Source organism: Micromonospora sp. SD19 (genome assembly GCF_054462275.1).
In genome coordinates, this window is the sequence record NZ_JBTLMN010000003.1 from 687,566 (window position 1) to 708,401 (window position 20,836).

Below are 20,836 nucleotides of genomic sequence, written 5' to 3' on the forward strand. Positions count from 1 at the left end.
CTGCCTTACTTCTGCTTGCCGAGGGTGAGGGGGGTGATGGTGGTGCCGCGGTAGGCCCGCTGGAGGGCTTCGACGACGGCTTGCCGGTCGGCCTCGGGTGCGACTGCGGCGAGGTTGGCCACGGCGGCGGCGAGGCCGAGGCTTCCGGCGACGCGCTTGAACGCCAGCAGCTCGCGCAGTTGCGGCGCCCAGTCGATCTCGTGCTTGCGCATCCGCGCGTTGAGGGCGATCGCCGCGTCGATGGCGCCGTTGGGTACGCCGAGGGAGCGGGCGAGCTGGAAGTCGGTGGTGACCTCGATGTGCACGGAGAACCGGGAGGCGAGGGCTTCGGTGAGGATCGCTCCGTGCACGCCGGGGTTGTGGCCGGCGCAGACGAAGAACCCGTCGGTGGCGGTCACGACTTCGTTGTGGTGGGCGGCGATGGTGATGGTGGCCCTGCCGTCCATCGCCGGATACAGGGCGGCGAGGACGCGGGGTGGGATGAGGGTGGCGTCGTCGATGAACAGGGCGCGTCCGGCGCGCATGGCGCTCACGAGCGGCCCGTAGGCGAAGGCGAAGCCGCCGTCGGGCAGCGGGACGTAGTTGCCGACGAGGTCCTCGACGGTGGTGTCGCCGTGCCCGGCGACGGTGATCGCATCGGGGTAGGCGGCTTCGATGAGGCTGGTCTTGCCGGTGCCGGGTGGCCCGTAGAGCAGGACCGGGATGGTGTCGCGGCGCAGCTGGCGCAGCACCTCGACGTCGGTGCCGTCGCCGAGCTGGCGGGGCAGGTACCAGACCCCGTTGGGGCGCAGGACAGCGCCGGGACGCGGGGGAACCGGGCCGGTCGGGGCAGGTACCGGCGCGGCGGTCGCCGCGGGCGTGCCGGTGGCAGCCGACGGAGCGCGGCTGGTACCAGCTCCTGCGGTGAACGCGTCGATGCCCTCGGCGGTGATGGTGTACCGGCGGGGCGAGCCGGTGGACACGGTCGCCCAACCACGGTCGACGAGGCGGTTCAAAACGGATCCGATCGCCCCGGACGACCGGCCGGGCAGTTCCTTGCCCAGGTCGCCGATGGAGAAGGCGCGGTGCGGTTCGGCCGCTAGCAGGGCCAGGACCGGCCCGAACATGGGGCGGGGCTTGGCCTTGGGCTTGGCGGGTCGAGCGGGCGAGGTCACCGGGCACCTCCGACGGTGGTTGCGATCGGGGTGCAACCGATACCCGCGCTCCCGGAGGTGATCAAGTCGTACCCGCGCAGCCGCGGCACTGGCGCGCGGCTGGCTGATCGGCGGACTGGTGTGCTCAGGTGTGGCATGAAGTGCTCCTTGGCGAATATTGCCGCCGCGCGCCCCTTCCCGGGGCGCGCGGCGGCGTTGGTGAGCCACAGCGGGCGGGAAGAGCGCACGTAGCCGTGCTCGGCTACGCGGAGCGGTGTTCAGGTCGGGGCGCCTACCGGTGGGGAAGGCACGGTCGGACTCGGGAATCGCAGGCCGGCGCCTGGCCCGCGTACGGTGCTTCGACTGCTTGCGTGTCGGTGTCGCCTGTCGGCGGCGGTTGTGCCGGTGCCAATCTGGCCCTGGCCGGGTCTGGGCCTACGCCTGGTCGGGGTCGGGCGGGTCGCCGATGATCCGGTCGCAGGCGTAGGGGTCGACGGCCTCCCAGCACCAGTTACGGCCCATCACCACGTATCGGGCGTCGCCGTCGGGGGCGATGCGTTGGATGGCGTCCGGGTCGTCGGACAGGGCGCGCTGGTCGGCGACGATGACGTCGCCGTCGAAGGACAGGTCGGCCAGCGCGGCGTCGACCCGACTGTCCAGTTCGTCCTCCGGCACGCCCGCGTCCCGCATGCTGACGCGGCACTGGTCGCGGCGCCGCTGCTGGTCCGCGACGACCGCCTCGGCCACGGCGCGGCTGCAGGAGAACACCGCCCACCCGTTCCAGTGATCGATCAGGGTGCCGACGAACCCCACCTCAAGGCGATCACTGCCGTCCCGGCCGACGGTCAGAGCCCACTCGCCGGAGAACACGCCGACGTCGCCGACACGGACCCGGTCAGGGTGCAGGTGCGACACGTCGCGGCCGGTGGGGCTGGCCGCGAGGTGACACAGGTCGGCGACGCGGTCGACGGCGGCGGCGGTGAAGGCGTCGCGGTAGACGGCCATCGCCTCGTCGCGCTGGGCGATGCGCAACCCGAACCAGCCCGTGGTGTCGCCGGTGGCGTCGGCGAACAGCTCCCACCCGGCGATGTCGACCGAATCGCCGGCCAACGTGAAGCGGGGCAGGGCGTCGAGGACGGCCAGATCGCCGTCGTCGATGCCTGCCAGGACCCGGCGCGCGGCCAGGCGGGTGTCGCCGCCGCACCGGGCGCCGATGGTGTCCTGCGCCCACCATTCGGCGGCGGTGCGGCCGGCATCGACGCCGGCGGCGCGCATCCGCCGCAGCGCGGTGGCCCATCCGGTGGCCTGGTCGACCAGCTCACCGGTGGGCTGCGGGGTGGTGGTGACCAGTTGCATGCGGTCGCCGGCGTCGAGGCACATGGACAGGGCTGAGCCGCTGTCCCACGTGACCTCGACAATGTTCTGCTGCTGGTCGTGGCGTTGGACGGTGCCGGTGTCGCCGGGCCGTAACTGGGTGTGGGGTTCGCTGGTGTGGACCAGGGCGACGCGCTGGCCGGGCTGGTAGGTCATGGTGCTCTCCGATGGGTGAGTGGATAAGACGCGGCTGGTGGGCGGCGGCATCGGGGTCCGGTGTGCTCACTGGGTGCTGCCCGTCGCGTCGTCAGTGGTGGGGGCGTGCGGGGGCCAAGGCTTGCAGGTGATGTGCGCGCCGAACATCGGGTCGGTAGCGACCGAGGAGCCGCAGCGGGTGCAGCTGGTGGCGGTGTCGCGGCCGTAGCCGGCCATGGACGGCACCTCGACGTGGTCGATCTCGTCGACGGCGCCGCAGACGGTGCACACGGTCATCTCCGGGCCGCCCTCGTCGAGGGCGGGTGTGGTGACGAACAGGTCCTCGATCGGGTCGAGGTGGTGGACGCTGTGCCGCAGCCAGCGGCGGTGGACCGTCGCCTCGTACACCATCAGTAGCCGCTGGTCGGGGCGCAGCAGGTACATCCATTCGTAGAACCCGTCGAGGTCCTCGCGCAGCGAGCCCTGCCGGAGGGTGTTGTTCTCGGTGACGGTCGGGTAGCCCAGTCCCGCTACGGGCGGCTGTCGGTGCCATCGCCGTAGCGTGGGGTTGACGGCGAGGCTCCACCAGTTGCGGGCCAGCAGCGCGGCGGCCAGGGCGTCGGTGTCGCGGGCGAACGTGTCGGCCCAGATCCGGCGCAGCAGCGGCACCAGGACCTCCGGGTCCTCACCGAGCTGGATGGAGCGGGCGGTGTACCTGCCGCGGAGTGCGGCGACACCGATCAGGACGGGTGTGCTCACGTGCCTTTCCTCCTTGAGGATGTGTGGTTGGGGTTGCGGCGGTCGTCCGCAGGCGGGGAACCGCCGTCGAGTCGGTTGACCATGGAGCCGCCGGTATCGCCGTCAGGGCTTGGTGGCGAGCGGGGCGTTTTGTGCGGCCATGAAGGGCACCGGGTCGATCGCGCCGTTCGGGCTGGCATCGCTGTTGTGGTGCACCTCGTAGTGCAGGTGCGGTCCGGAGCTGTGGCCGGTGGAGCCGACGACGCCGATGGGTTGGCCGGCGGTGACCGGCTGCCCGACCGTCACCATCGGGGGTTGGTCCATGTGGCAGTAGCGGGTGAGCAGGCCGCCTGGGTGGTCGATGTCGACGTACCAGCCGCACCCGCGCGTGAGGTCGGGGTCGCCGTCGCGGTCGCAGCCCCAATCGGCGCCGGTGTCGGCGTGGACGGCGTTGCAGCGGACGGTGCGGACGGTCCCGGCGGACGCGGCGCGGATGATGGTGCCGCGCGCGGCGCTGAGGTCGACGCCGTCGTGGCCGGGCCGGTCCGAGCTACGAAAGCTTGACCCGACGGAAGCGAGGACCGGCTGCGTCCACGGGCCGGTGGCCCCGCACCCGGCCAGGCCGTCGGTGGGTAGGCCCGTGGTGTCGGCGATCGTCGTGACCAGCTGGGTGGCTGGTCCCTCCCATGTCGCGTAGGCGTCGGGGACGGCGCTGATCTGCACGGCCTGGGCGGCTTCGGTGAGCGGCATCGCCTGCCAGCCGCGGATTGCGGACAGCTTTCCGAAGAACTTCTCCGACGCGTAGACGGGGTTCCGCAGTTGGGCGGGGGTGCCCCACCCTTGGCTGGGGCGCTGCTGGAACAGCCCGACCGAGTCCCGGTCGCCGCCGGGCAGGTTCCGCAGGGTGCTCTCCTGCATGGCGGTGGCGACCGCGATCACCCAGCCGCGCCCGGGTAGCCCGAGGCGGGCGCCGGTGGCGACGATCGCGGCGGCGTTGCCGACCTGGTCGCTGTCCCAGTCGCCGATCGCCGGCCACAGGATCGGCGGCCCGTGCGGCGACGCCGTGCTGTCTGACGTGGACGCGGGAGTGGTGGCCATGGGGTGACATCCGGCGGTGGCCGAGCCGCCGGCGAGTAATCCGCCGAGCCCACCGGCGCAGAGGATGAACACGGCGACGAGTGCCACCGCGACGGACACCAGAGATCGGAGCTTCACGTCGGTCCCCAGCGGACGAGGGGAGAGGCGAGGTAGGGAGCGCGGTAGGGCGTGGAATGGCGCTGGACGAGGGGAGAGGCGTGGCCGGGCATGACTGGTCCTCCTGGCTAGCCGAGGCTGTGGACACCGATCGGCTCGCCGTCGCCGGTGTGCACGGTGACGGTGTCGTCGGCTGGGCTGATCACGTAGATCCACGAGGCGTCGAGGTCGACGGCGCGGCTGAGCGGGAAGACGGTGGCGGGCTCCGGCTCGGTGTCGTCGAACGTCACGCCGACACCGCCGACGGGGTGCTGGTGAGGGAACGATCGGGTGCCCGCGGTGACGTCGGATCCGAGGTAGTACCAGTCGTGGGCGAGGACCGCGTCGATAAGGGCTTGAGTGTCGCGGCGGGCGGTGGCGGCCCAGATGCCGCGTAGCTGCGCGATGAGCGGCAAGGGGTAGCCGTCGAAGTGGACGTAGCGGGCGTGGACGGTGCTCGGCTGGGCCGGATCGATGGCGCTGACGTAGCAAATGTTCCCCACGGGTCGTGTCTCCTCGTCGTGGTGGTGTGTTCGGGTACGGCGACGACCGCGCGGCCGTAAATGGGCCACGCGGTCGAAGGTCGTGAGGTCTCGTGGTCCGGGCCGGGCGGCGTTTGGTCGTTGCGTCTGGGCTGCGGCTACGCGGCGTAGGCGGCGGTCAGGGTCGCCCCGGGAACGCGGCGGGGCAGCCGATGCGGGACCCGCGGCAGTAGCTGCGTGGCAGCGGCGGCGATACCGTTGGCGAACCAGCCGACGAAGCCGAGGGAGTCGCGGTCCCGCCGTTGTGGCGTGGGTTCACGGGCAGGTGCCGGCTGTGGCGGTGGTGTGGCTCGCGCGGCGCGCATCGCCCGTTGTGCCTGCCTGGCGGCCGAACACGGCCCGCTCTGGTCGGCGCACTGCAGGTTGGCGCACCGGTTGCCGGGTCCGGGTCGGTGGGCGGTGAGGACGTCCACGGCCAGCCGCCACAGCAGGGGGTCGGTGACGTCACGGGGGAGAGGGGCTCGGTGAGACGAGCGGGTTCGGCTGCGGTCAGACATGGCGGGTGACCTTCTATCGGGGTTTGGGCCAGGGTCACCGTCCGGTCGGGGCCGAGTCGTGTTCTGCCTGATGGCTGCCCCGGACAATGACCTAGTTGATCGACGCTTCTCTCTCGATGAAGGTCAAGTCGTCTGCCAGGGGTGGTGCCGTAGGGCACGGTGTGCGGCGCGCGGGTGAGGTCGGGGCCGCGCTTCCGGCTGGGAGTCGGCGGCCGTCAGGAGGCTGTCGGCGTGATTTGACTGGGCCTGCTGGTGGTCTGGATGAGACGCGCCAGTGCGGAGCGAGTGGCTGGTGCGCCGTCGTGGTCGACTGGGTCGTCGACGCGGACCACGGGGTGCGGTTCGGCCCGCAGCCTCGTGATCTGGTAGCCACGTCGGTCGGCGTCGACCGCGTCAACGCGGCGGACCTCGTGCAGGTCGTCGGACTCGACGAGGACGTCCTCGTAGCAGACGGCCCAGGCCAGCACGCGGAGTCCCGGGGTGGGATCGGCGAGGAGGTTCGTGATGAGGCCGATGTCGACGCAGGCCGCGAGGGTGGGTCGGGCGACCGGCTGGTTGATGTCGAGCGCGGTGGCGAGGTCGGGCAGGAGGTCGGCGAGCCCGGCGCGATAGCGGCTCATGCGGGTGTCGTTGAGCGGTAGGTGCGCGGCGCGCATCTGGCGTCTCAGGCCGTTAGGTGCTGATGGGGTGGGCCTGTCCTGGACGAGTAGCAGGAGAGGCGGGCGGCCCCAGCCGAGCAGGTCGGCGCTGGCCTCAATGTGCAGCAGGCACCCGGTCAGGGTGTGAACGGCGTGGAAGGACATCACGAGGATTTGAGCTCCTTGACCTACGCGAAGCCCCGCAGGCCGAATGGGCTTGCGGGGCTCCTGGTGCGTGCGGGGACGTGGTGCGGTTGGCGCCAAGGGCGTGTTAGCGCAGGTCGCGGTAGCGGATGACAATTCCCGGCGCCGTGGCGTGGTCCGGGTCGTGGGCGCGGACGCCGCAACGCTGGCGTTTGGCCAGGTACATGGCCTGGTCGGCCGCGTGCAGGAGGTCGCGGGGCAGCATGTCCGGCTCGGCGAGCGCGTAGCCGACGCTGGCGGTGACGATCACCCGCTGCCCGGCGATCTCGTACGCGAGCTCCGAGATGCGCCGGTGGGCGGCCTCCGCGACGGTCTCGACCTCGCCGTCGTCGCCATGCACGACGAGGGCGAACTCGTCGCCGGCGAGGTGCGCGGCCAGGACTACCGACGGCCCGAGGGCCCTCAGGCGGCGTCCGACCTCGCGCAGCAGGTCATTGCCGTACTCGTGGCCGTAGGTGTCGTTGACCTGCTTGAACCGGTCGAGGTCGATGAGGACGAGCCCGAGCGGTTCCCCGAGCGAGAACGTGGCCTCAAGGTGGGTCCACAGGGCCCGCCGGTTCGGCAAGTCGGTCGTGTCGTTGTGTGTGGCCAGCCGGTGCCAGTAGGACCGGTCACGGTCGCGGGCGGCCAACGCCTGCCGCTGATGGTGAATGATGTTCCGCTGCCGGGAGAGCAGTGCCGCGGCGACGGCGAGACCGGCGAGGACTCCGCCGGCCGCGGTGAGGTACGAGCTCAGGTGACACACTTGACGTCGCTCCTTGTGGGTTAAGGAGCACCGGGGCGGGCGTGAGCCGCCAAGTTCGACGCCCGCCCCGGGCTACCAGCGGTAACGGGTTTGCTAGGTGGTTGCCGGGGCGAGTTGGAACGTCGCTGGCCTCTCGGCGACCTGAACGGCGACGCCGTCGGTGACGAGCTTGTGCACGGCGTTGACGACCGCGCCCGCGCTGGCCTTGGCCGAGTCGGTGCCCTCGTTCGCCTGGTCGATGGCCTTGCACAGTTCGCTGGTCTTGAACGGCTGCCCGGGATGGGCTTCGAGAACGTCGAGGATGGCCCCGCGCAGGCTGCCCTTGGACCGGCGTGGCTTCCCGCCATCGGACGCGCTCGGAGCCTCGGAAGGGCTGCTGGGCACAACGGTGTCGTCGCTGCCTCCCGGGTCCAGACTGGGCGCGGAGTCTGCCTGACCGGACGCGTCGGCTGCGGGCGGATTCTCGGCGTCGGCCGGGGAAGCCTCGCCGGCCTCCGCCGGCGTTGTGGTCGGTGCGTCGGGGACGCGGTCCGGCTGGGCGGATGGGCCCTGTAGGGCTGGCCGTCCCGCGTCGCTGTCCGGCGCTCGTAGGCGTTCGTCGTCCGGCGGAAGACTGGTCGATTCCTCGTCCGGGCTCGCCACCGAGGCGGTGTTCGCCTCCTCGGCCGGTCCGGGGGCCTCGTCCGGTCCGTGAGCCTCGTCCGCGTTGTCGTCCGTCACTGCGGAGGGCGGGTCGCGCCTGGCATCGGTCGTGGCCGCCGGCGGGTCGCCGCTGTCGGTGCTGGTCGCCGCGTTCGCCACGTGCTGCCAAAGCGTGCGGCCGTCGTCTGCGCGCAACGGTTCGGCCTGGCCCGCCTCCGCCAGGCTGCGCAGTCGTTTGGTGGCCGTCGAGTAGCCGACGCCGGCGCGCTGCGCGATCGCGGCGGCCGTGTCCTGGCCAAGTGTGGACAGAGCGGCGGCGACCCTGTCTAGGGCGCTGGGTGCCGCGGTCTGGTCGGTCGTGTTGTCCATAGGTCCTCCCTGTGGCTGCTGTTGCGTCTGCTGGGATGTGGCGTGCACTGATCCACGCTTCGACAGCGCCTCGTGATCAAGTGCGGTGACCGGATCTCGGGATGCCGTCGACGCTCGGGGCCTGCCAGGCCCCCGGTGCTGGTGGGCGGTGCGGCTATGGCTGGCCGAAGACGTGGTCGCAGCGGCTCGGGTCGACGGGTAACCACGCAAGGCCCCAGCCGATCCGGTACCGCCCGCCGGTGGGCTCGACGAGGTGGACGCCGCCGCCGAGGGACACCGGACGGGCGATGGTGAGGGTGTGTCCGTCGAAGTCGACGGTGCGCCAGTCATCGCCGACGTAGGTGGCCATCGCGTCGAACGTCTGGGTAAGGGCGATCACGGCATCGTGGTCGAGGGCGAGTTCGAAGCTGCCGTTCCACCAACCGGTCACCGTCGCGAGGTAGCCCTCGTGGTAGCGGTGGAAGCCAGGGACCGGTTCGTAGCGCAGCCACCGACCGGAGAAGAAGGCGGTGCTGCCCTGACGTGGTGTGTAGTCAGGCGTCGTCACCGCTGCCCTCCTGACGGTCCGTGCCGTCGGCGGTGGGGGAGGCGCCGAGGTGACTGGCGGCCGCGACCTTGCGGACGCTGGACCACGCCGTCCCGGATGCCTGCGCCGACTGGGCGAGCCAGTCGGCCGCATCCTGCAACCATGCGCGGATGTCGTCGGCAGCGTCGATGACATCGCCCCCCTCGCTGTCATCGAGGCTGGCGAGGTGTGCCTGGCGGGCCTGGTCGATGAGGTAGGACCCGGTCTGTGCGTGCACCCGGGCGAGCAGCCGGGTGCTCCGGTGCAGGTGCCCGATCAGAGAGGCGACGTCGGAGGGCTCCGGCAGGGTGAGCAGCGCGCTGAACGCTCCGGTGGCCGTGTGCAGCCAGCGGGTGAGGTGCTCGGCGGCGGTGATGGCGCTGCCCAGTCGGGCGGGGTCGTAAGGGCCGTCGACGGCGAACAAGCTGCTCATCTCGTCGAGCCAGGTGGTGGTCTGACTGTCGACCGGAAGCGGGTCGGCGACGAGGGCCGGCTGCAAGTGTTGGCCGTCGGCGGCCGTGCAGATGGGGCTATTGTCCGCCAGATGCCACCACGCAATGCCGCCGCGGTAGGCGTTGGTCCAGTGCGTGGCCGGTTGGTCAGCCACCGGCTCGTCGCAGACGGGGCAGATTGGAAGGTGAATCATGCAGCTATGTCCCTTCAGGCAGGGTGATGACGCGACCAGGGCCTGGTCGCCGAGGCTCGGTGAGGTGTCTAGGAGTTGTGCCGGCGCTCGCCGGCTTACGCGCAAGAGGGAAAGGGCGGCCGCCTCGCTGGCCGGTAGCGCAGTCAGCGCCCCTGCCAGAGGCGGCTGGCACGCCGGGGCGAGATGCGGCAGCTCGCGGGTATCTGCCGACACGTGAGCCGGTCGCCAGGATGGTGGTGCGCCAGTGCGTGCAGCGGCCCGAAGCTGCGCGATGAGGTGCGCGTGGATGTCTAGCGGTTCGCGGCGCTGCCTCGCGCGGCGCGGACGCAGGCGGCGGCGAGGCGCTCGACCTCGTCGAGCGGGAACATGACGCGGCCGGTCGGGCGTGCCTCCTTCTTGGCCTGCTCTGTCAGAGCGCGACCGCGAGCAGTCGCTGGTTGGAGTCGATGGCGTCGAGCAGCCGGTTGGCCTGTTCGAGGTAGGTCACCCGGTCGGCCATGGCGTCGCTGGCCGGGGCCAGCCTCGCCCCTTCGGCGGTGATCAGCGCGTCGCCCGCGAGGGCGCTCAGGGCGCTGTGGTGCTGGTAGGCCATGCAGCCGGCCTGGTACATCTCCAGTTCGCTGAGGCGGATCTGCCCGGCGCCGTAGGTGGCGGCGTTGTGCATCCGGATGGCGTTGACCCGGGGTTGATGGGTGAAGTCCGCGACGGCCGTGTCCCACGGGTACTGCTGCGGGTCCGCCAGGTGGCGGGCCTCGTAGACGTGCCACGGATTGGCGTTGCGGGTGCCGTGCACGGCGCGGCTGAACAGTTGGTGGCGGATGCCCGCCCCGACACCGGCGGCGTGGCGCATCCCGGTCAGGTCGAGCAGTCGCGCTGGTCCGCCAGCGCAGTAGGCCGGGCGGCCCTTGCGCAGTCCGAACATCTGGCTGCGCTGCCACAGATGTAGGGCGGGGCTGGCCCAGAAGCGGGGCGACAGCGTGCCCTGCACGCCGAAGTTGCGGTCGAGCTGGTGTGCGGTCAGGGACTCGCGGGGCAGGTCGCCGGGCACGCAGACGATCATGGTGCGGATCGTCGCCGTCGGTGTGACAGTCGGCGAGGTGGCCTTCCGGGTCGGGTTCTTGGGCATGAGGGTCCTCCTTCGGGTTGGGCGCGTCAGGCGCGCGGAGATGACCGGCCCACTAGATGCGTGGGTCGGTTGCGGGAGAGATGCGGGTGCGGGTTGGTGCGGTGCGACCTGGGATCGCCGCGCGGCGCGGCACCGACCGGCCCCGGAAGGGGCGGGTGGGCGAGGCGCACCGGTAGGTGCGGCGGTGGTTCCGAGGTGGGACCGGACCGGGGTGGAGATTTATGAGGTGGTGTTAGTGCCGTGAACGGTAGCGGACCGTTCTGTCAGGCCGATCCGACGACTTGAGCGCCGGAAAGTGGGGCTGACCTGCGACGTGAGGCATTGCGTCTCGCGGCGGAGTCGTCGTCAGCGGGGTTGCTGTGAGCTTCACGGCGCTCACAGATGACCTTGTTTGCTGACAGACGTCGGCGGCGGTAGTTGGCCTGCCGGAGGTGCTCACTCTGGCGGGTTCAACGCCCTGGCCTGCGGTGTGAGTTCTACGGGTGGTCGAAGCGCCGCGGGTTGGTGGCCGTGTCGGGGCCGTGGTCGCAGGGCAGCTCGTGCAGGTACCGCCGGTGAGTGGGGTCCGAGACGAGGGTCCACACCCGACCTGCCGGGTCGGGGCCATGGACGGCGGTGGCGATCGGGCTGGCGGTGCGCAGTCCGGCGAGCACGCCGAGGAGGCTGGCCTCCCGGCGCCGGCTGGGGACCCAGAACAGCACGGGGTAGCGGGGGCCGAACGCGGTGAGGCGTTCGTAGCCGCGCAGCTTGGCCACGACCCGGGCGAGGTTCTCGGTGTCGTTGTCGTGCTCGAGGAAGAAGCCGGTCGAGGTGTCGCCGACGGTCCATACGCCGTGCCCGTCGGGGCGGATGCCCGCATGGGCGTAGACGGTGGTGGCGTGCTGCTCGGACCACCAGCGCGACAGCCGCACTCCGCCGGCACGGCGGGTGGTGGCGATGAGGTCGGTGAAGAACTGGTTGACGCCGAGCAGGTGGTTGACCTGGCCGCTGGCCGCGATCCGCTTGGCGCGTTCCAGGGAGCTGCGCGGCGCCTTGCCGTTGGTGCCGGTCGGGCCGTGGTAGACGGTCGGGTGTAGCTGCAGTCCGACGGGGCCGAGGGTGTAGAGCAGTGACCCGTACCGGCCGTGGGCGCCGCTTCGGCCGAATCGGTGCAGCACGTCGAGGCGGTGCAGGATCGTCAGCCGCCGTTGGGCGGTGCGCCGGGTGTCGAAGAGGGCGCTGGTGATTTGGTCGGTGGACAGCAGGTAGTGCTCGGCGAGCAGCCTGAGGAGGGCGTGGTCGCGGGGGACGATGCGACCGAAGACGGCGAGGGGATCGGGGTTGCGGGAGGCGGGGGGAACACGGGAGTACACGACGGTTGCTCCTGGGCAGGATGGGGTTCCCCTCCCGATCGGGAGGGGTGTCTGGGCTAGGGAGGGTCGGTGCGGAGGGCCTGTCACGGGGTGTGTGCGGCACTGACAGCCCAGGTCAGCACTGTGCTCTGGATGCCCGGCGGTCGCCGGTGGCGATCCTGGTGACGAGCCGGTGCGCGACCCGGGAAACGCCACCGTCTGACAGAGACGGTTAGCTCCGGTCGCGCTTCGGACGGGATCGACGGTCGTCGGGTTTGCGGCTGAGCCGTTCGACGAGGGCGTCGACGGCGCTGGTGTCCTGGCTCGCTACCGCCGCGGCGGCGGCGTGGCGGATGGCGGTCGCCTCCCCGAGGACCGGCTTCGGCGGCCGGGTGTTCATGGTGAACGCCGGGGTCTGGCGGCCGTTGAGGACCAGCCGCGCGGCGGCGGTGTAGGCGTCGAGGTGGGCGAGGTCGTGCTCGCCCAGTTCCGGCAGGGTGTGCCGGGACAGGACCTTCGCGTCCTCCGGCGCGACGGTGAAGTAGATCTTGTTGCGGGCGTTGGCCGACGCGGCGGCGAGGAGGTCGCGGGGGAACTGGGCAAGGTCCTGGTGGGCGAGCACGAGTGACAGCCGGTACTTCCGGGCTTCGGCGAGCATCGTGTCCAGGGAGTTGGCCAGGGTCAGGAAGTTCTGGGCCTCGTCGATGATGAGGGTCGCGTCGCGGCGCCGGTCGGGGTCGACGCCGGCGCGGGCGGTGGTGGCCTGCCACACCTGCGCGAGGATCAGGGAGCCGAGCAGCCGGCTGGTGTCCTCGCCGAGCACGCCCTTGGGGATGCGGACGAGCAGCACCCCGCCGTCGAGGACGCGGCCCATGTCGAAGCTCGATTTGGGGTAGCGCATGGTGCGTTTGACGAAGTCGCGCAGCAGGAACGCGCGTAGCCGGGCGAGGACCGGTCCGATGACCTGTGAGCGGAGGCTGTCGTTGAGGCTGTCGTACCACTGCCAGAAGCCGCTGAGCCCCGCCGGGTCGTCCAGGTCCACCGTCATCGCCGAGCGGAACTGAGGGCTGTTGAGCAGCGGCGGGATGTGTTGCAGGGTGACGTTGTTATGGCGCAGCAGGGTCAGGCAGGCCACCCGCATGACGTCGTCCATCCGCGGCCCCCACGCCTTGGCGAAGATGTTCCCGAAGATCGACACCAGGTTGTCGACAACCAGGTCGGGGTCGTCACCTTCGAGGGGGTTCAGCGTCGGCGGGTTGTCCTGGTCGGGGTCGAAGAGCACGACGCGGTCGGCGACGCCTGCGGGGAGCCGGTCGAGGATGTCCAGGACGAGGTCGCCGTGCGGGTCGATGACGACGGTGCCGCGGCCGGCGTTGATGTCGTCGAGGGCCATGTTGACCAGCAGGGTGGTCTTGCCGGAGCCCGTGGAACCGATCACATGCAGGTGATACCTCGCGTCCGGCACCGTCAGTCCGACGCTGTGGCCGCCGATTTCGGCGTCGCCGAGCATCTTCACCCCACGGCCGCCGCCGGGGACGGCGACCGGTGCTGGCATGGACGCGGCCCGCGCCCGGTCGAGGCCGGGCACGGCGAGGTCGCGCGGTAGGGCCGCGAGGGCGGCGAGTTCCGGGGCGGAGGTGAGGAATCCGGGTCCGAGGCGGCGGGCGGCCAGGACGGCCACCGGTGCGCGCATGCGGGTCCGGTGGGTGAGCCGGTTGCGGCCGGTGTGGATGGCGAACGCCGAGGCAAGCGTGTCGGCGATGCCCCGCAGCCGGCCACGTGGGTCTGTGCCGGCGCGCCGGTTGGTGGTGGCGACGGCGTAGCGGATGCCGGTCTGCCACAGCGGGTGCGCGGTCTTGTCCAGGATCGCCCGGACGTCGCGCTCGACGGTGGGATCCCGACGGGACGCGGGCACCGCAGCGCGGCCGGTGGTGCGGTTGCCGGACAGGAACGCGTCCAGCAACCACCGCACCGGCGCGGCCGGATCGATCGCCGGGACGCCGGTCGTGCCCGTCCGTAGCCGCCCGGCCGCTCGGCGGGCCCGCGCTGCCCGCCGGGGTGTGGCCGGGCGGGCGAGGATCTGCACGCAGGCGTACTCGCGGGGTTTGAGCTGCGCGCCGGCGGCCATCAGCGGGCGCAGCGGGTCCGTGTCGTGGTCGGTGGCCAGCGGCAACCACTCCGCGTACACGGGCAGCAGGTGCCCACCGGTCGCGGGATCGGCGTCCAGGGGGATCGGCGGCGGCGGGTTGTCGTCGGTGGTGGTGGCCGAGCTGGGCCACGCCGCCCGCACCGCGGCCTCGACCGCCCCCGCAGGGACGGTGCCGGGAACCCAGATCGAGATGAGCAGTCGCCGGCCGGACCAGGTGTACTGCCACGCGACGTGCGGGGCGCCGTGCACTAGGCGCCGCCGCCGTGACGGGGTCAACACGCCGGCCAGGTTCGCCCACAACGCTGACGCGCTGCGCGGGTCGACCTCCGGCGGCGGTGCGATCGTCACGAGGCGCGCGCCGCGGGCGTGGTGGCGGTGCCGCCCGATCTCGACCAGGTTGCGAGCCGCGATCCACACGATCAGCGCGCCAGCGGCGACAGCCGCCAGCCACGGCCGCTGTGTGGCCCACACGGCGGCGTCGAGCAGCGCGGCCGCCGCTCCGGTAGGGGGTGGGATGGGGTCGGCGTCCGGCCCGGTGATGGGGTTGGGCGCCGGCGGCGGTGACGCGAGCCCTGAGGTGAGAGCTTCGGTCGGTGGTGTCACAGCTCGCTCTCCTCCTCGTCGAGGTCGGCCAACTCGGCGGGGTCAGTGGTGCACAGGGCATGTTCGGTGTCGGAGGAGATCGACTCGAAGCTGGTCCTGCTCACCCCGCAGATCAGTAGCCCTTGGCCGCGGCGGGCCGCCAGCAGCAGCCGCCGTTCACCGTCGGTGAGCCCGAACGCCTCGCCGACGGCGTCGATGGCCTGCGGCGCCTGCCGCAGCAGCACCTGGGTGGAGGCGTTGGACACCACCGCTCGGCCGAGGTCGGTGCCCAGCACGTCGGCGGCGTCCTGGGTGATGACGGTCAGCCCGCCGTTGCGCTTGCGGGCCGCCTTCGACATGCGGAACAGGAAGCGGGCGCCTTCGCCGTCGCGCATCAGCAGCCACGCCTCGTCGACCACCACGAGCCGCCGCCGCGACGGTCGCTGCGGGGCGTCGACGGTGCGCCAGATCGCGTCCAGCGCGAGCAGGGTGCCGACGGTGCGCAGTTCGTCGGGCAGATGCCGCAGCGACCACACGACCAGGTGTCCGGCCGGGGTCTGGGTGGTGGGGGCGTCGAACAGGTCGGCGAAGCTGCCCTGCACCCACGGTGCGAGCCGGGCGGCCAGCGTCGCGGCGGCCGGGTCGTCGTCGGCGCGTAGCGTGGCGGCGAGGTCGCGCAGCAGCGGCGCGGGCCGGTGGTGTGTGGCCGGGTCGGCGGTGATCCCGGCGGCGCGGTAGACGGCGAGGATCGCCCGGTCCAGCGCGGCGCGTTCCGCCGGTGGCGGCTGGTGGCCGAGCAGCACGCTGATGAGTGTGTGGAGGAACAGAGCGCGGCGGGTCAGCGTGTCGGGACGCCGGTCGCCGACGGGCAGGTCCAGGGGGTTGATCTTCACGCCGGGCAGGCCCATCCGGACGGTGCTGCCGCCGACCGCGTCTGCGAGTCGCAGGTACTCGTCCTCGGGGTCCACCACCGCGACCTGCACACCCTGGTAGAGGTTGCGCAGGATCTCCAGCTTCACGAAGTACGACTTCCCGGCCCCGGAGCGGGCCAGGACGATCGAGTTGTGGTTCTCCTGTGTCCAGCGGTCCCACCAGACAATGCCGGCGCTGGCCGGGTTGATGCCGTAGAGGATACCGCCGGTGGTCGGCGGGTCGCCGGGCAGCGGGGCGGGCAGGTCCGGGCTGGACAGCGGGAACGCGGCGGCGAGGGCCTGGGTGTCCATGGTGCGCGGCATCCGCAGCCCATCGCAGGCGAGAGGCAGGGTGGTGGTCCAGCCGGGAAGCTGCCGCCACGTCGCGGGTTGCACCTCCAGGAGGGTGGACGCGGCGGCGGCCCGGACCTGCGCGCACGCCTGCAGGAGTTCGTCTTCGGTGCGGGCGTGCACGGTCAGGTACAGGCCGACGCGGAACAGCTTCGCCGCGCCTCGGGCGAGCCGCTCGGCCAGGTCACCGGCGTCGTGGGCGGCGGCGTCGACGTAGGGGTCGGCGAGCTTCCCGCGCTCAGAGTCGGCCCGTCGGGAGGACTCCAGCCGTGCTCGTTGTTTGCGGAGCCGGTCGGCGGCGATCGGCGCTGGCAGCGGCTCGATGTGCAAGGCTAGGTCGAGCCGGCCCGGCCAGGACAGCAGTGGCTCCAGCCACGCTGGGCCCACCTCGGCTGGATAGCCGGTCACGACGAGGGTGGCGGCGAAGCCGTCGCCCACCCGCAGCCACCGCGGTGTGACCTCGACGGTGGCCGGCGTGACCGCCGACGCCAGCGAGCCCGGCCGCGGCGGTGCGCCGTCGTCGCCGGACCGTCTCTTCCTGATCATGAGCTCTTCCTCCTCTTGGGGGTGCGGGTGGGAGCGGCGGCGGTGATGACGGCGTCGGGTGCGGCCAGGCCGCCCGGGCGTGGCGGGCGGTACGGGTCGGCGGCGCTGGCCAGGGCGGCGGTGACCGCCGAGCCGTCCAGCACCCGCGGACTGACACCGATGCCGGCCAACGCCCGCACCGTGTCATCGGCTCGCCGCCGCGCGGCATGCGCCCGCTCGCCCGCCGCCGTCCGGGTGACGACCAGGACCTGTCGACGCAGCGGGTCCCGGCGGGCGGCGAGGTCACCGAGGAACTCGGCGTGATCGGCGCACGCCGCGCGCAGCCGCGGATGCGGTTGGGCGTCCGCGGCGGCGGTGAGGGCCCGGCTGTGGGAGGCCAGGTCAACCGGTTGCGCGGACACGACGATCTGCGTCGGCGTCGACAGGCTGTTGAGCCACCGCCCCCACCCCTCGATCAGCGCCGTCTGTTCGTCGGGTGTGCGCAGCGCGAGGTTCACTGTGGTGGTGCCGACGATCGCCGCCCGCGCGTCACCGAGGCTGATTTCCCCGTCGTCGTCGATGGCGTCGGCGGGCAGCCGCAACGGCGCTGGCAGCGGCACTCGGCCGCTGGTGGGGGTCTCGACCCAATCCGGTGACCCGGTATCCGCCGCGACGGCGGTGGTGGACAGCGCCCGAGGGCTGCGGGTGTGGCGGATCGCGTGCACCAGCCACACATCCATCGACAGGCCGTCGCGGCGGCCCAGCGCCAGGCCGATGACCAGCCCGCCGAGCACCACACCAGCACCGATGAACACCGGCGCCGGCACCACGCTATGCAGGGTGCGCCACGCGGCGTAGAACAGCAGCGCGCCGGCGGCGACGATCGCCAGCTGGTGGAACGTCAGGCCGTAGGCGACCTTGTCGGGGGCGTCGACATCGGCGGGCATCCGTGCCCTCATCGGCGCTTCGGGCTCAGGCCGGGTCATCTGATGCTCCTCTGAGCGGTGTTCAAGCCGGGGACGGTGCGGGCGAACTGCCGCACCACGACGACGCGGACCACCGCGCCGAGCATGCTGCTCGTGCTACGTCCGGTCTGGCCCGCCCAGCGGGCCAACAAGGTGGGGATCTTGACGGTGGTCCACAGCAGCACCACCACGACCAGGAGGTTCAGCGTGCCGCCCGGGTCGACGGGCAGGCCGAACACGGGCAGCATGGTCGCCGGGTCGAGCAGTGTCTGCTGCCCCGCGGTGAGGAAGAACGCTTGCGCCACGGGGATCGCCAGGCATCCGGCGTAGGCGCGCCACCACAGCCGGGCGAGGCCGTCGGTCTGCGGCAGTGCGTGGCAGGCCAGCGCCAGCGGCGCGATGCTCGTCATCACCAGCAGCGCCACGAACCTGCCGATCAGCTGAAACGCCGCCGTCACGACCAGAACGGTGATGAGCAGGATCAGGATGAGGAACAGCAGCGGGACGGTGCGGTCCTGTGCCGCCGCGAGATGGGTGCGGATCGCGGTGAACGCGCCGTCGCTGTCGTAGCCGCCCTCGCTGATCGCCGCAGTCAGGGCGTTGGCTACATCGATGAGCTGGTCGCAGGCCAACTGGGAGAAGTGCGCGGCGGTGAACCCGACGACGAGCCGCGGTAGGAGGTCCTTGACCGTGTACCGGGATTGTTCGTCGCCGCCGGCGACCATGACGAGCACGCCGGCGGCGACGAACGCCAACACGAAGACGGTGTCCACGATCCAGACCGAGCGGCCGGTGAGCGCCTGCACCTCCGGTAGCACGGTGACCTTCGGGGTGGTGAGCAGAATGTCGGTGATGAGGTCGAAGATCGCGTTGAGGCAGGCCAGGATCGCCGTGGTGAGCCAATCAAGAACCTGGTCGAGGACCCATCCCATGACGATCAGCCCCCGACAATGCCCTGGACGACCTGCAGCAAGATCGGTGCGAGGACGGCCAGGCCGTAGCCGATCAGCGCGTTGCGCAGGGCGAGCTTGGCTTTCTCGACCTGCGACGGGTCACCACCGGCGGTGGCCCAGTACACGCCGGCTAGGACGAGGAAGAGGGTGGCGATGGCGGCCAGGATGCCCATGACCCAGGCCTGCAGGTTGGCGATCACCACCGGCAGGGAGTTCGCCGCCAGGTGAACGGCGGCGCCCGGATCGGCGTACGCGGCGGCCGGGGCGGCCAGTGACAGGCCGACGCCGACCAGCGGTACGGCCGCACGGAGTGCGAGACGAACGACTCGCGGGATTCGGAGAGTGTGCTGTGGGGTGCGGGACATTGCGGTTCACCTCCCGCCGCGCCCCGGCCACGAACAGGCGTGATCGGGGGCGGCGATTGCTCGAAGCGGTCCGATGGGACCGCCGCCGGGCGCAGGTGAAGAAGGCGCGAACCGTGTGAGCCCCGGGAGGAGCTCGTCCTCCCTCATGGGTGGGTTGCGGTCATCAATGTGGTGTCAGCGCATCAATTGGCGCGGCACCCGAGGCGCACGGATTGTGGCTCCTCGCATTGCCCGGCGGCGGGCGGGACCGGCGAGCGGTACGGCCCGCTGAAGTCCCGCACCCCCAAACCGGGATTTGTGAGCCCTGACGAACACTTGCCGCGCTCACCCCGACCCAGGCAGGCTCACAGGGCAGGTCAAGGCCTTTCGCCGTCGACCGTGTGGCCCGCGGGCGAGGACTCCCAGCCGGATCTGAACGGGCTACCTGTGAGCGTGTGAGTGCCGCCGGGGCTCAGAGCTCTTGACACGCCCGCATCCGTCCGCCCGTTCCGGACTGCTTAGGACCAAGGCGGAGAGGTTCTGGTCGCCGGAGTGGGGGGCGAGCGGGGCCTGCGCCACTTGCCCCCCACTCCGACGTGGGCAAGTCGGCTGCAATCCTGCGCTGGCTCTCTGCTGCCAATGCAGCGCGTTGCCTCCGAAGCAGCTCTACGGGGACGGGCGCTCGGTACGCGCAAACGGCTGTGGCCCGACGTGGTACGTCGGGCCACAGCCGTGCCGGTTGGCTGTCAGGCGGCTGCCGCAGCGTGCTGCCGGGCGGCTTCGCGGCGGGCGGCCGCGGCACGTCCCGCGCGGCGCCCGCCGCGCTGCTCGGCCTGTTGCCGCAGTCGCGCCGTGGTCTCCGGCGACGCGACCCCGGTCAGCAGCCCGTCCGCGAGGGCCTCGGCGACGCGGCTGTCGATGCGGGACAGCCGCATGCGCAGGGCGTCGACGCTGACGCCATTCCTCGCGGCGATGGGCTCGATCGCCCGGTGCCCGAGCCGCACGTCGATGTAGGGCTGCTCGTCCTCGGGGTCGAGGATCCCGAGGGTCACCGCGCGGCGGACAAGGAGATCCGGATGCCCGTACGGCACCGGCGGAGTGCGGGAACCGGAAACGAGATGCTCGATGTCCTGCACCGGCAGACACTGATGCTGCTGCAGCCGCAGGTCCCGCCCGGCTCGCCACGCCGCCTTGCACAGGCTCGCGTACGGTGCGGGTTTGGTCAGGTCGGCCCGGTCGCGCAGCGCCGTCAGGAACCCGGTCAGGATCTCGGCGTCGATATCGGCAGGGTCGCCGGTGTAGCCCTCACACAGGTGGGCCGCGTATTGCTGCAGCGCCGGCATCGCCATGCCGACCGCGGCGACGACCCAGTGCGGCCCGTCGAGCCGGGCACGTCGGATCAGCTCCCGCCACACCTCGTCACGCGCGGTGTAGGCGCGGGGGTGGCGCAACAGCCAGTCCCGCAGCGCGGGCAGCGGCATCACCGGCTGCGGCAGACGCGCGTCGGAGAAGAACGCCGTGCAGTCGAGAGTCAGCGGCGCGGGCTCGCAGGTCAGCGCGGCGTAGACGGTCGCCGCCGCGTCGAGGGCGGACGTCGGCCAGTTCGTAGCGTCGGACGCGCTCATGTCAACACTCCTGTGACACCGAAGGGATGCGAATGCCGTCGCCGGCGTTGTCACGGCGATCGGTGGCATCGATTGCGCCACAGAGGGCTCACAAGGTCCTGACAAAGCTGCTCCGGGTGCTGTTCGTCGCCCTCGACCCGGGCCTCTGTCAGTGGCCCCGCCTTCACGGCGCGCCATCGCCGCTGATCGTTGTCCAGAGTCTGACAAGTGCCGGTTGACCTGCCCTGTGACACCCTGACAGAGCCTGCGGCCGCGCGATTCGGAGGCGGTGGCACACTCTTCACGCCGTGACCCGCGAACCGGCGCGCACGACCTCACAGGGGACTCGCCCGTCCCGCTGTGACAACCGGGTCGGCTCACAGCACCGCTGTCACCGCTCGCCGGGGACGGCCCGCGCGGACTACCGACGCACCCATGACAGTCGCGGGCAGGCTGTTGTCAACGCCGGCCGAACTTTGACCCCTCTGTTCCGGCCGAATGTTGACCCCCTCGCTGGTTGTTGATGTTCAGTCG

At 71.7% G+C, this 20,836-nt stretch carries 18 protein-coding genes; all 18 read right to left on the minus strand.

All coding sequences use genetic code 11. The annotated features are described in order from the left end of the window. Positions 1-5: 5 nt before the first annotated feature. The 18 genes from ACX27O_RS15480 to ACX27O_RS15565 all read right to left on the minus strand — a co-directional run bounded on the left by ACX27O_RS15480 (position 6) and on the right by ACX27O_RS15565 (position 20,323). On the minus strand, positions 6-1,154 hold the full coding sequence (locus ACX27O_RS15480) for an AAA family ATPase (protein ID WP_458939645.1): 1,149 nt from the start codon (positions 1,152-1,154) through the stop codon (positions 6-8). A 414-nt stretch (positions 1,155-1,568) separates the two neighbouring features. Then, a complete protein-coding gene (locus ACX27O_RS15485) occupies positions 1,569-2,663 on the minus strand; it encodes a DUF4314 domain-containing protein (protein ID WP_458939646.1) in 1,095 nt (364 codons plus the stop codon). A gap of 66 nt (positions 2,664-2,729) precedes the next feature. Beyond that, the gene (locus tag ACX27O_RS15490) at positions 2,730-3,401 is read right to left on the minus strand and encodes a hypothetical protein (RefSeq protein WP_458939647.1); all 672 of its coding nucleotides are present in this window, start codon (positions 3,399-3,401) and stop codon (positions 2,730-2,732) included. 102 nt (positions 3,402-3,503) lie between these two features. After that, the gene (locus tag ACX27O_RS15495; RefSeq protein ID WP_458939648.1) at positions 3,504-4,595 is read right to left on the minus strand and encodes a M23 family metallopeptidase; all 1,092 of its coding nucleotides are present in this window, start codon (positions 4,593-4,595) and stop codon (positions 3,504-3,506) included. A gap of 107 nt (positions 4,596-4,702) precedes the next feature. After that, positions 4,703-5,116: a hypothetical protein gene (locus tag ACX27O_RS15500; protein ID WP_458939649.1), complete on the minus strand. Its 414-nt coding sequence runs from the start codon at positions 5,114-5,116 to the stop codon at positions 4,703-4,705. Positions 5,117-5,867: 751 nt separating this feature from the next. After that, positions 5,868-6,455: a hypothetical protein gene (locus tag ACX27O_RS15505; protein ID WP_458939650.1), complete on the minus strand. Its 588-nt coding sequence runs from the start codon at positions 6,453-6,455 to the stop codon at positions 5,868-5,870. Positions 6,456-6,561: 106 nt separating this feature from the next. Further along, on the minus strand, positions 6,562-7,239 hold the full coding sequence (locus ACX27O_RS15510) for a GGDEF domain-containing protein (RefSeq protein ID WP_458939651.1): 678 nt from the start codon (positions 7,237-7,239) through the stop codon (positions 6,562-6,564). 93 nt (positions 7,240-7,332) lie between these two features. Further along, positions 7,333-8,250, minus strand: coding sequence for a MarR family transcriptional regulator (locus ACX27O_RS15515; protein WP_458939652.1), 918 nt, complete (start codon positions 8,248-8,250; stop codon positions 7,333-7,335). Between the two features lie 154 nt (positions 8,251-8,404). Beyond that, on the minus strand, positions 8,405-8,797 hold the full coding sequence (locus ACX27O_RS15520) for a hypothetical protein (RefSeq protein WP_458939653.1): 393 nt from the start codon (positions 8,795-8,797) through the stop codon (positions 8,405-8,407). After that, entirely contained in the window at positions 8,784-9,461 is a 678-nt protein-coding gene (locus ACX27O_RS15525; RefSeq protein ID WP_458939654.1) for a hypothetical protein, read from the minus strand. Before ACX27O_RS15525 ends, ACX27O_RS15520 begins: the two co-directional genes overlap by 14 nt. 409 nt (positions 9,462-9,870) lie before the next feature. Further along, positions 9,871-10,587 (minus strand): hypothetical protein, encoded by a 717-nt coding sequence (locus ACX27O_RS15530; protein ID WP_458939655.1) that lies wholly within the window; start codon positions 10,585-10,587, stop codon positions 9,871-9,873. A 476-nt stretch (positions 10,588-11,063) separates the two neighbouring features. Continuing rightward, entirely contained in the window at positions 11,064-11,939 is an 876-nt protein-coding gene (locus ACX27O_RS15535; RefSeq protein WP_458939656.1) for a replication-relaxation family protein, read from the minus strand. A 211-nt stretch (positions 11,940-12,150) separates the two neighbouring features. Next, on the minus strand, positions 12,151-14,670 hold the full coding sequence (locus tag ACX27O_RS15540) for a helicase HerA domain-containing protein (protein WP_458939657.1): 2,520 nt from the start codon (positions 14,668-14,670) through the stop codon (positions 12,151-12,153). Next, positions 14,667-16,457 carry a VirB4 family type IV secretion system protein gene (locus tag ACX27O_RS15545; protein ID WP_458939658.1) on the minus strand — a complete coding sequence of 597 codons (1,791 nt, stop codon included), beginning with the start codon at positions 16,455-16,457 and terminating at the stop codon, positions 14,667-14,669. The genes ACX27O_RS15540 and ACX27O_RS15545 overlap by 4 nt, the downstream gene beginning before the upstream one ends. Further along, a complete protein-coding gene (locus ACX27O_RS15550) occupies positions 16,454-17,383 on the minus strand; it encodes a PrgI family protein (RefSeq protein WP_458939670.1) in 930 nt (309 codons plus the stop codon). The genes ACX27O_RS15545 and ACX27O_RS15550 overlap by 4 nt, the downstream gene beginning before the upstream one ends. Before the next feature lie 35 nt (positions 17,384-17,418). After that, positions 17,419-18,333 (minus strand): conjugal transfer protein TrbL family protein, encoded by a 915-nt coding sequence (locus tag ACX27O_RS15555; RefSeq protein WP_458939659.1) that lies wholly within the window; start codon positions 18,331-18,333, stop codon positions 17,419-17,421. 5 nt (positions 18,334-18,338) lie between these two features. Further along, on the minus strand, positions 18,339-18,719 hold the full coding sequence (locus ACX27O_RS15560; RefSeq protein WP_357688467.1) for a pilin: 381 nt from the start codon (positions 18,717-18,719) through the stop codon (positions 18,339-18,341). Between the two features lie 725 nt (positions 18,720-19,444). After that, complete coding sequence (locus tag ACX27O_RS15565; protein WP_458939660.1) at positions 19,445-20,323, minus strand: hypothetical protein; 879 nt, start codon at positions 20,321-20,323, stop codon at positions 19,445-19,447. Positions 20,324-20,836: the final 513 nt, after the last annotated feature.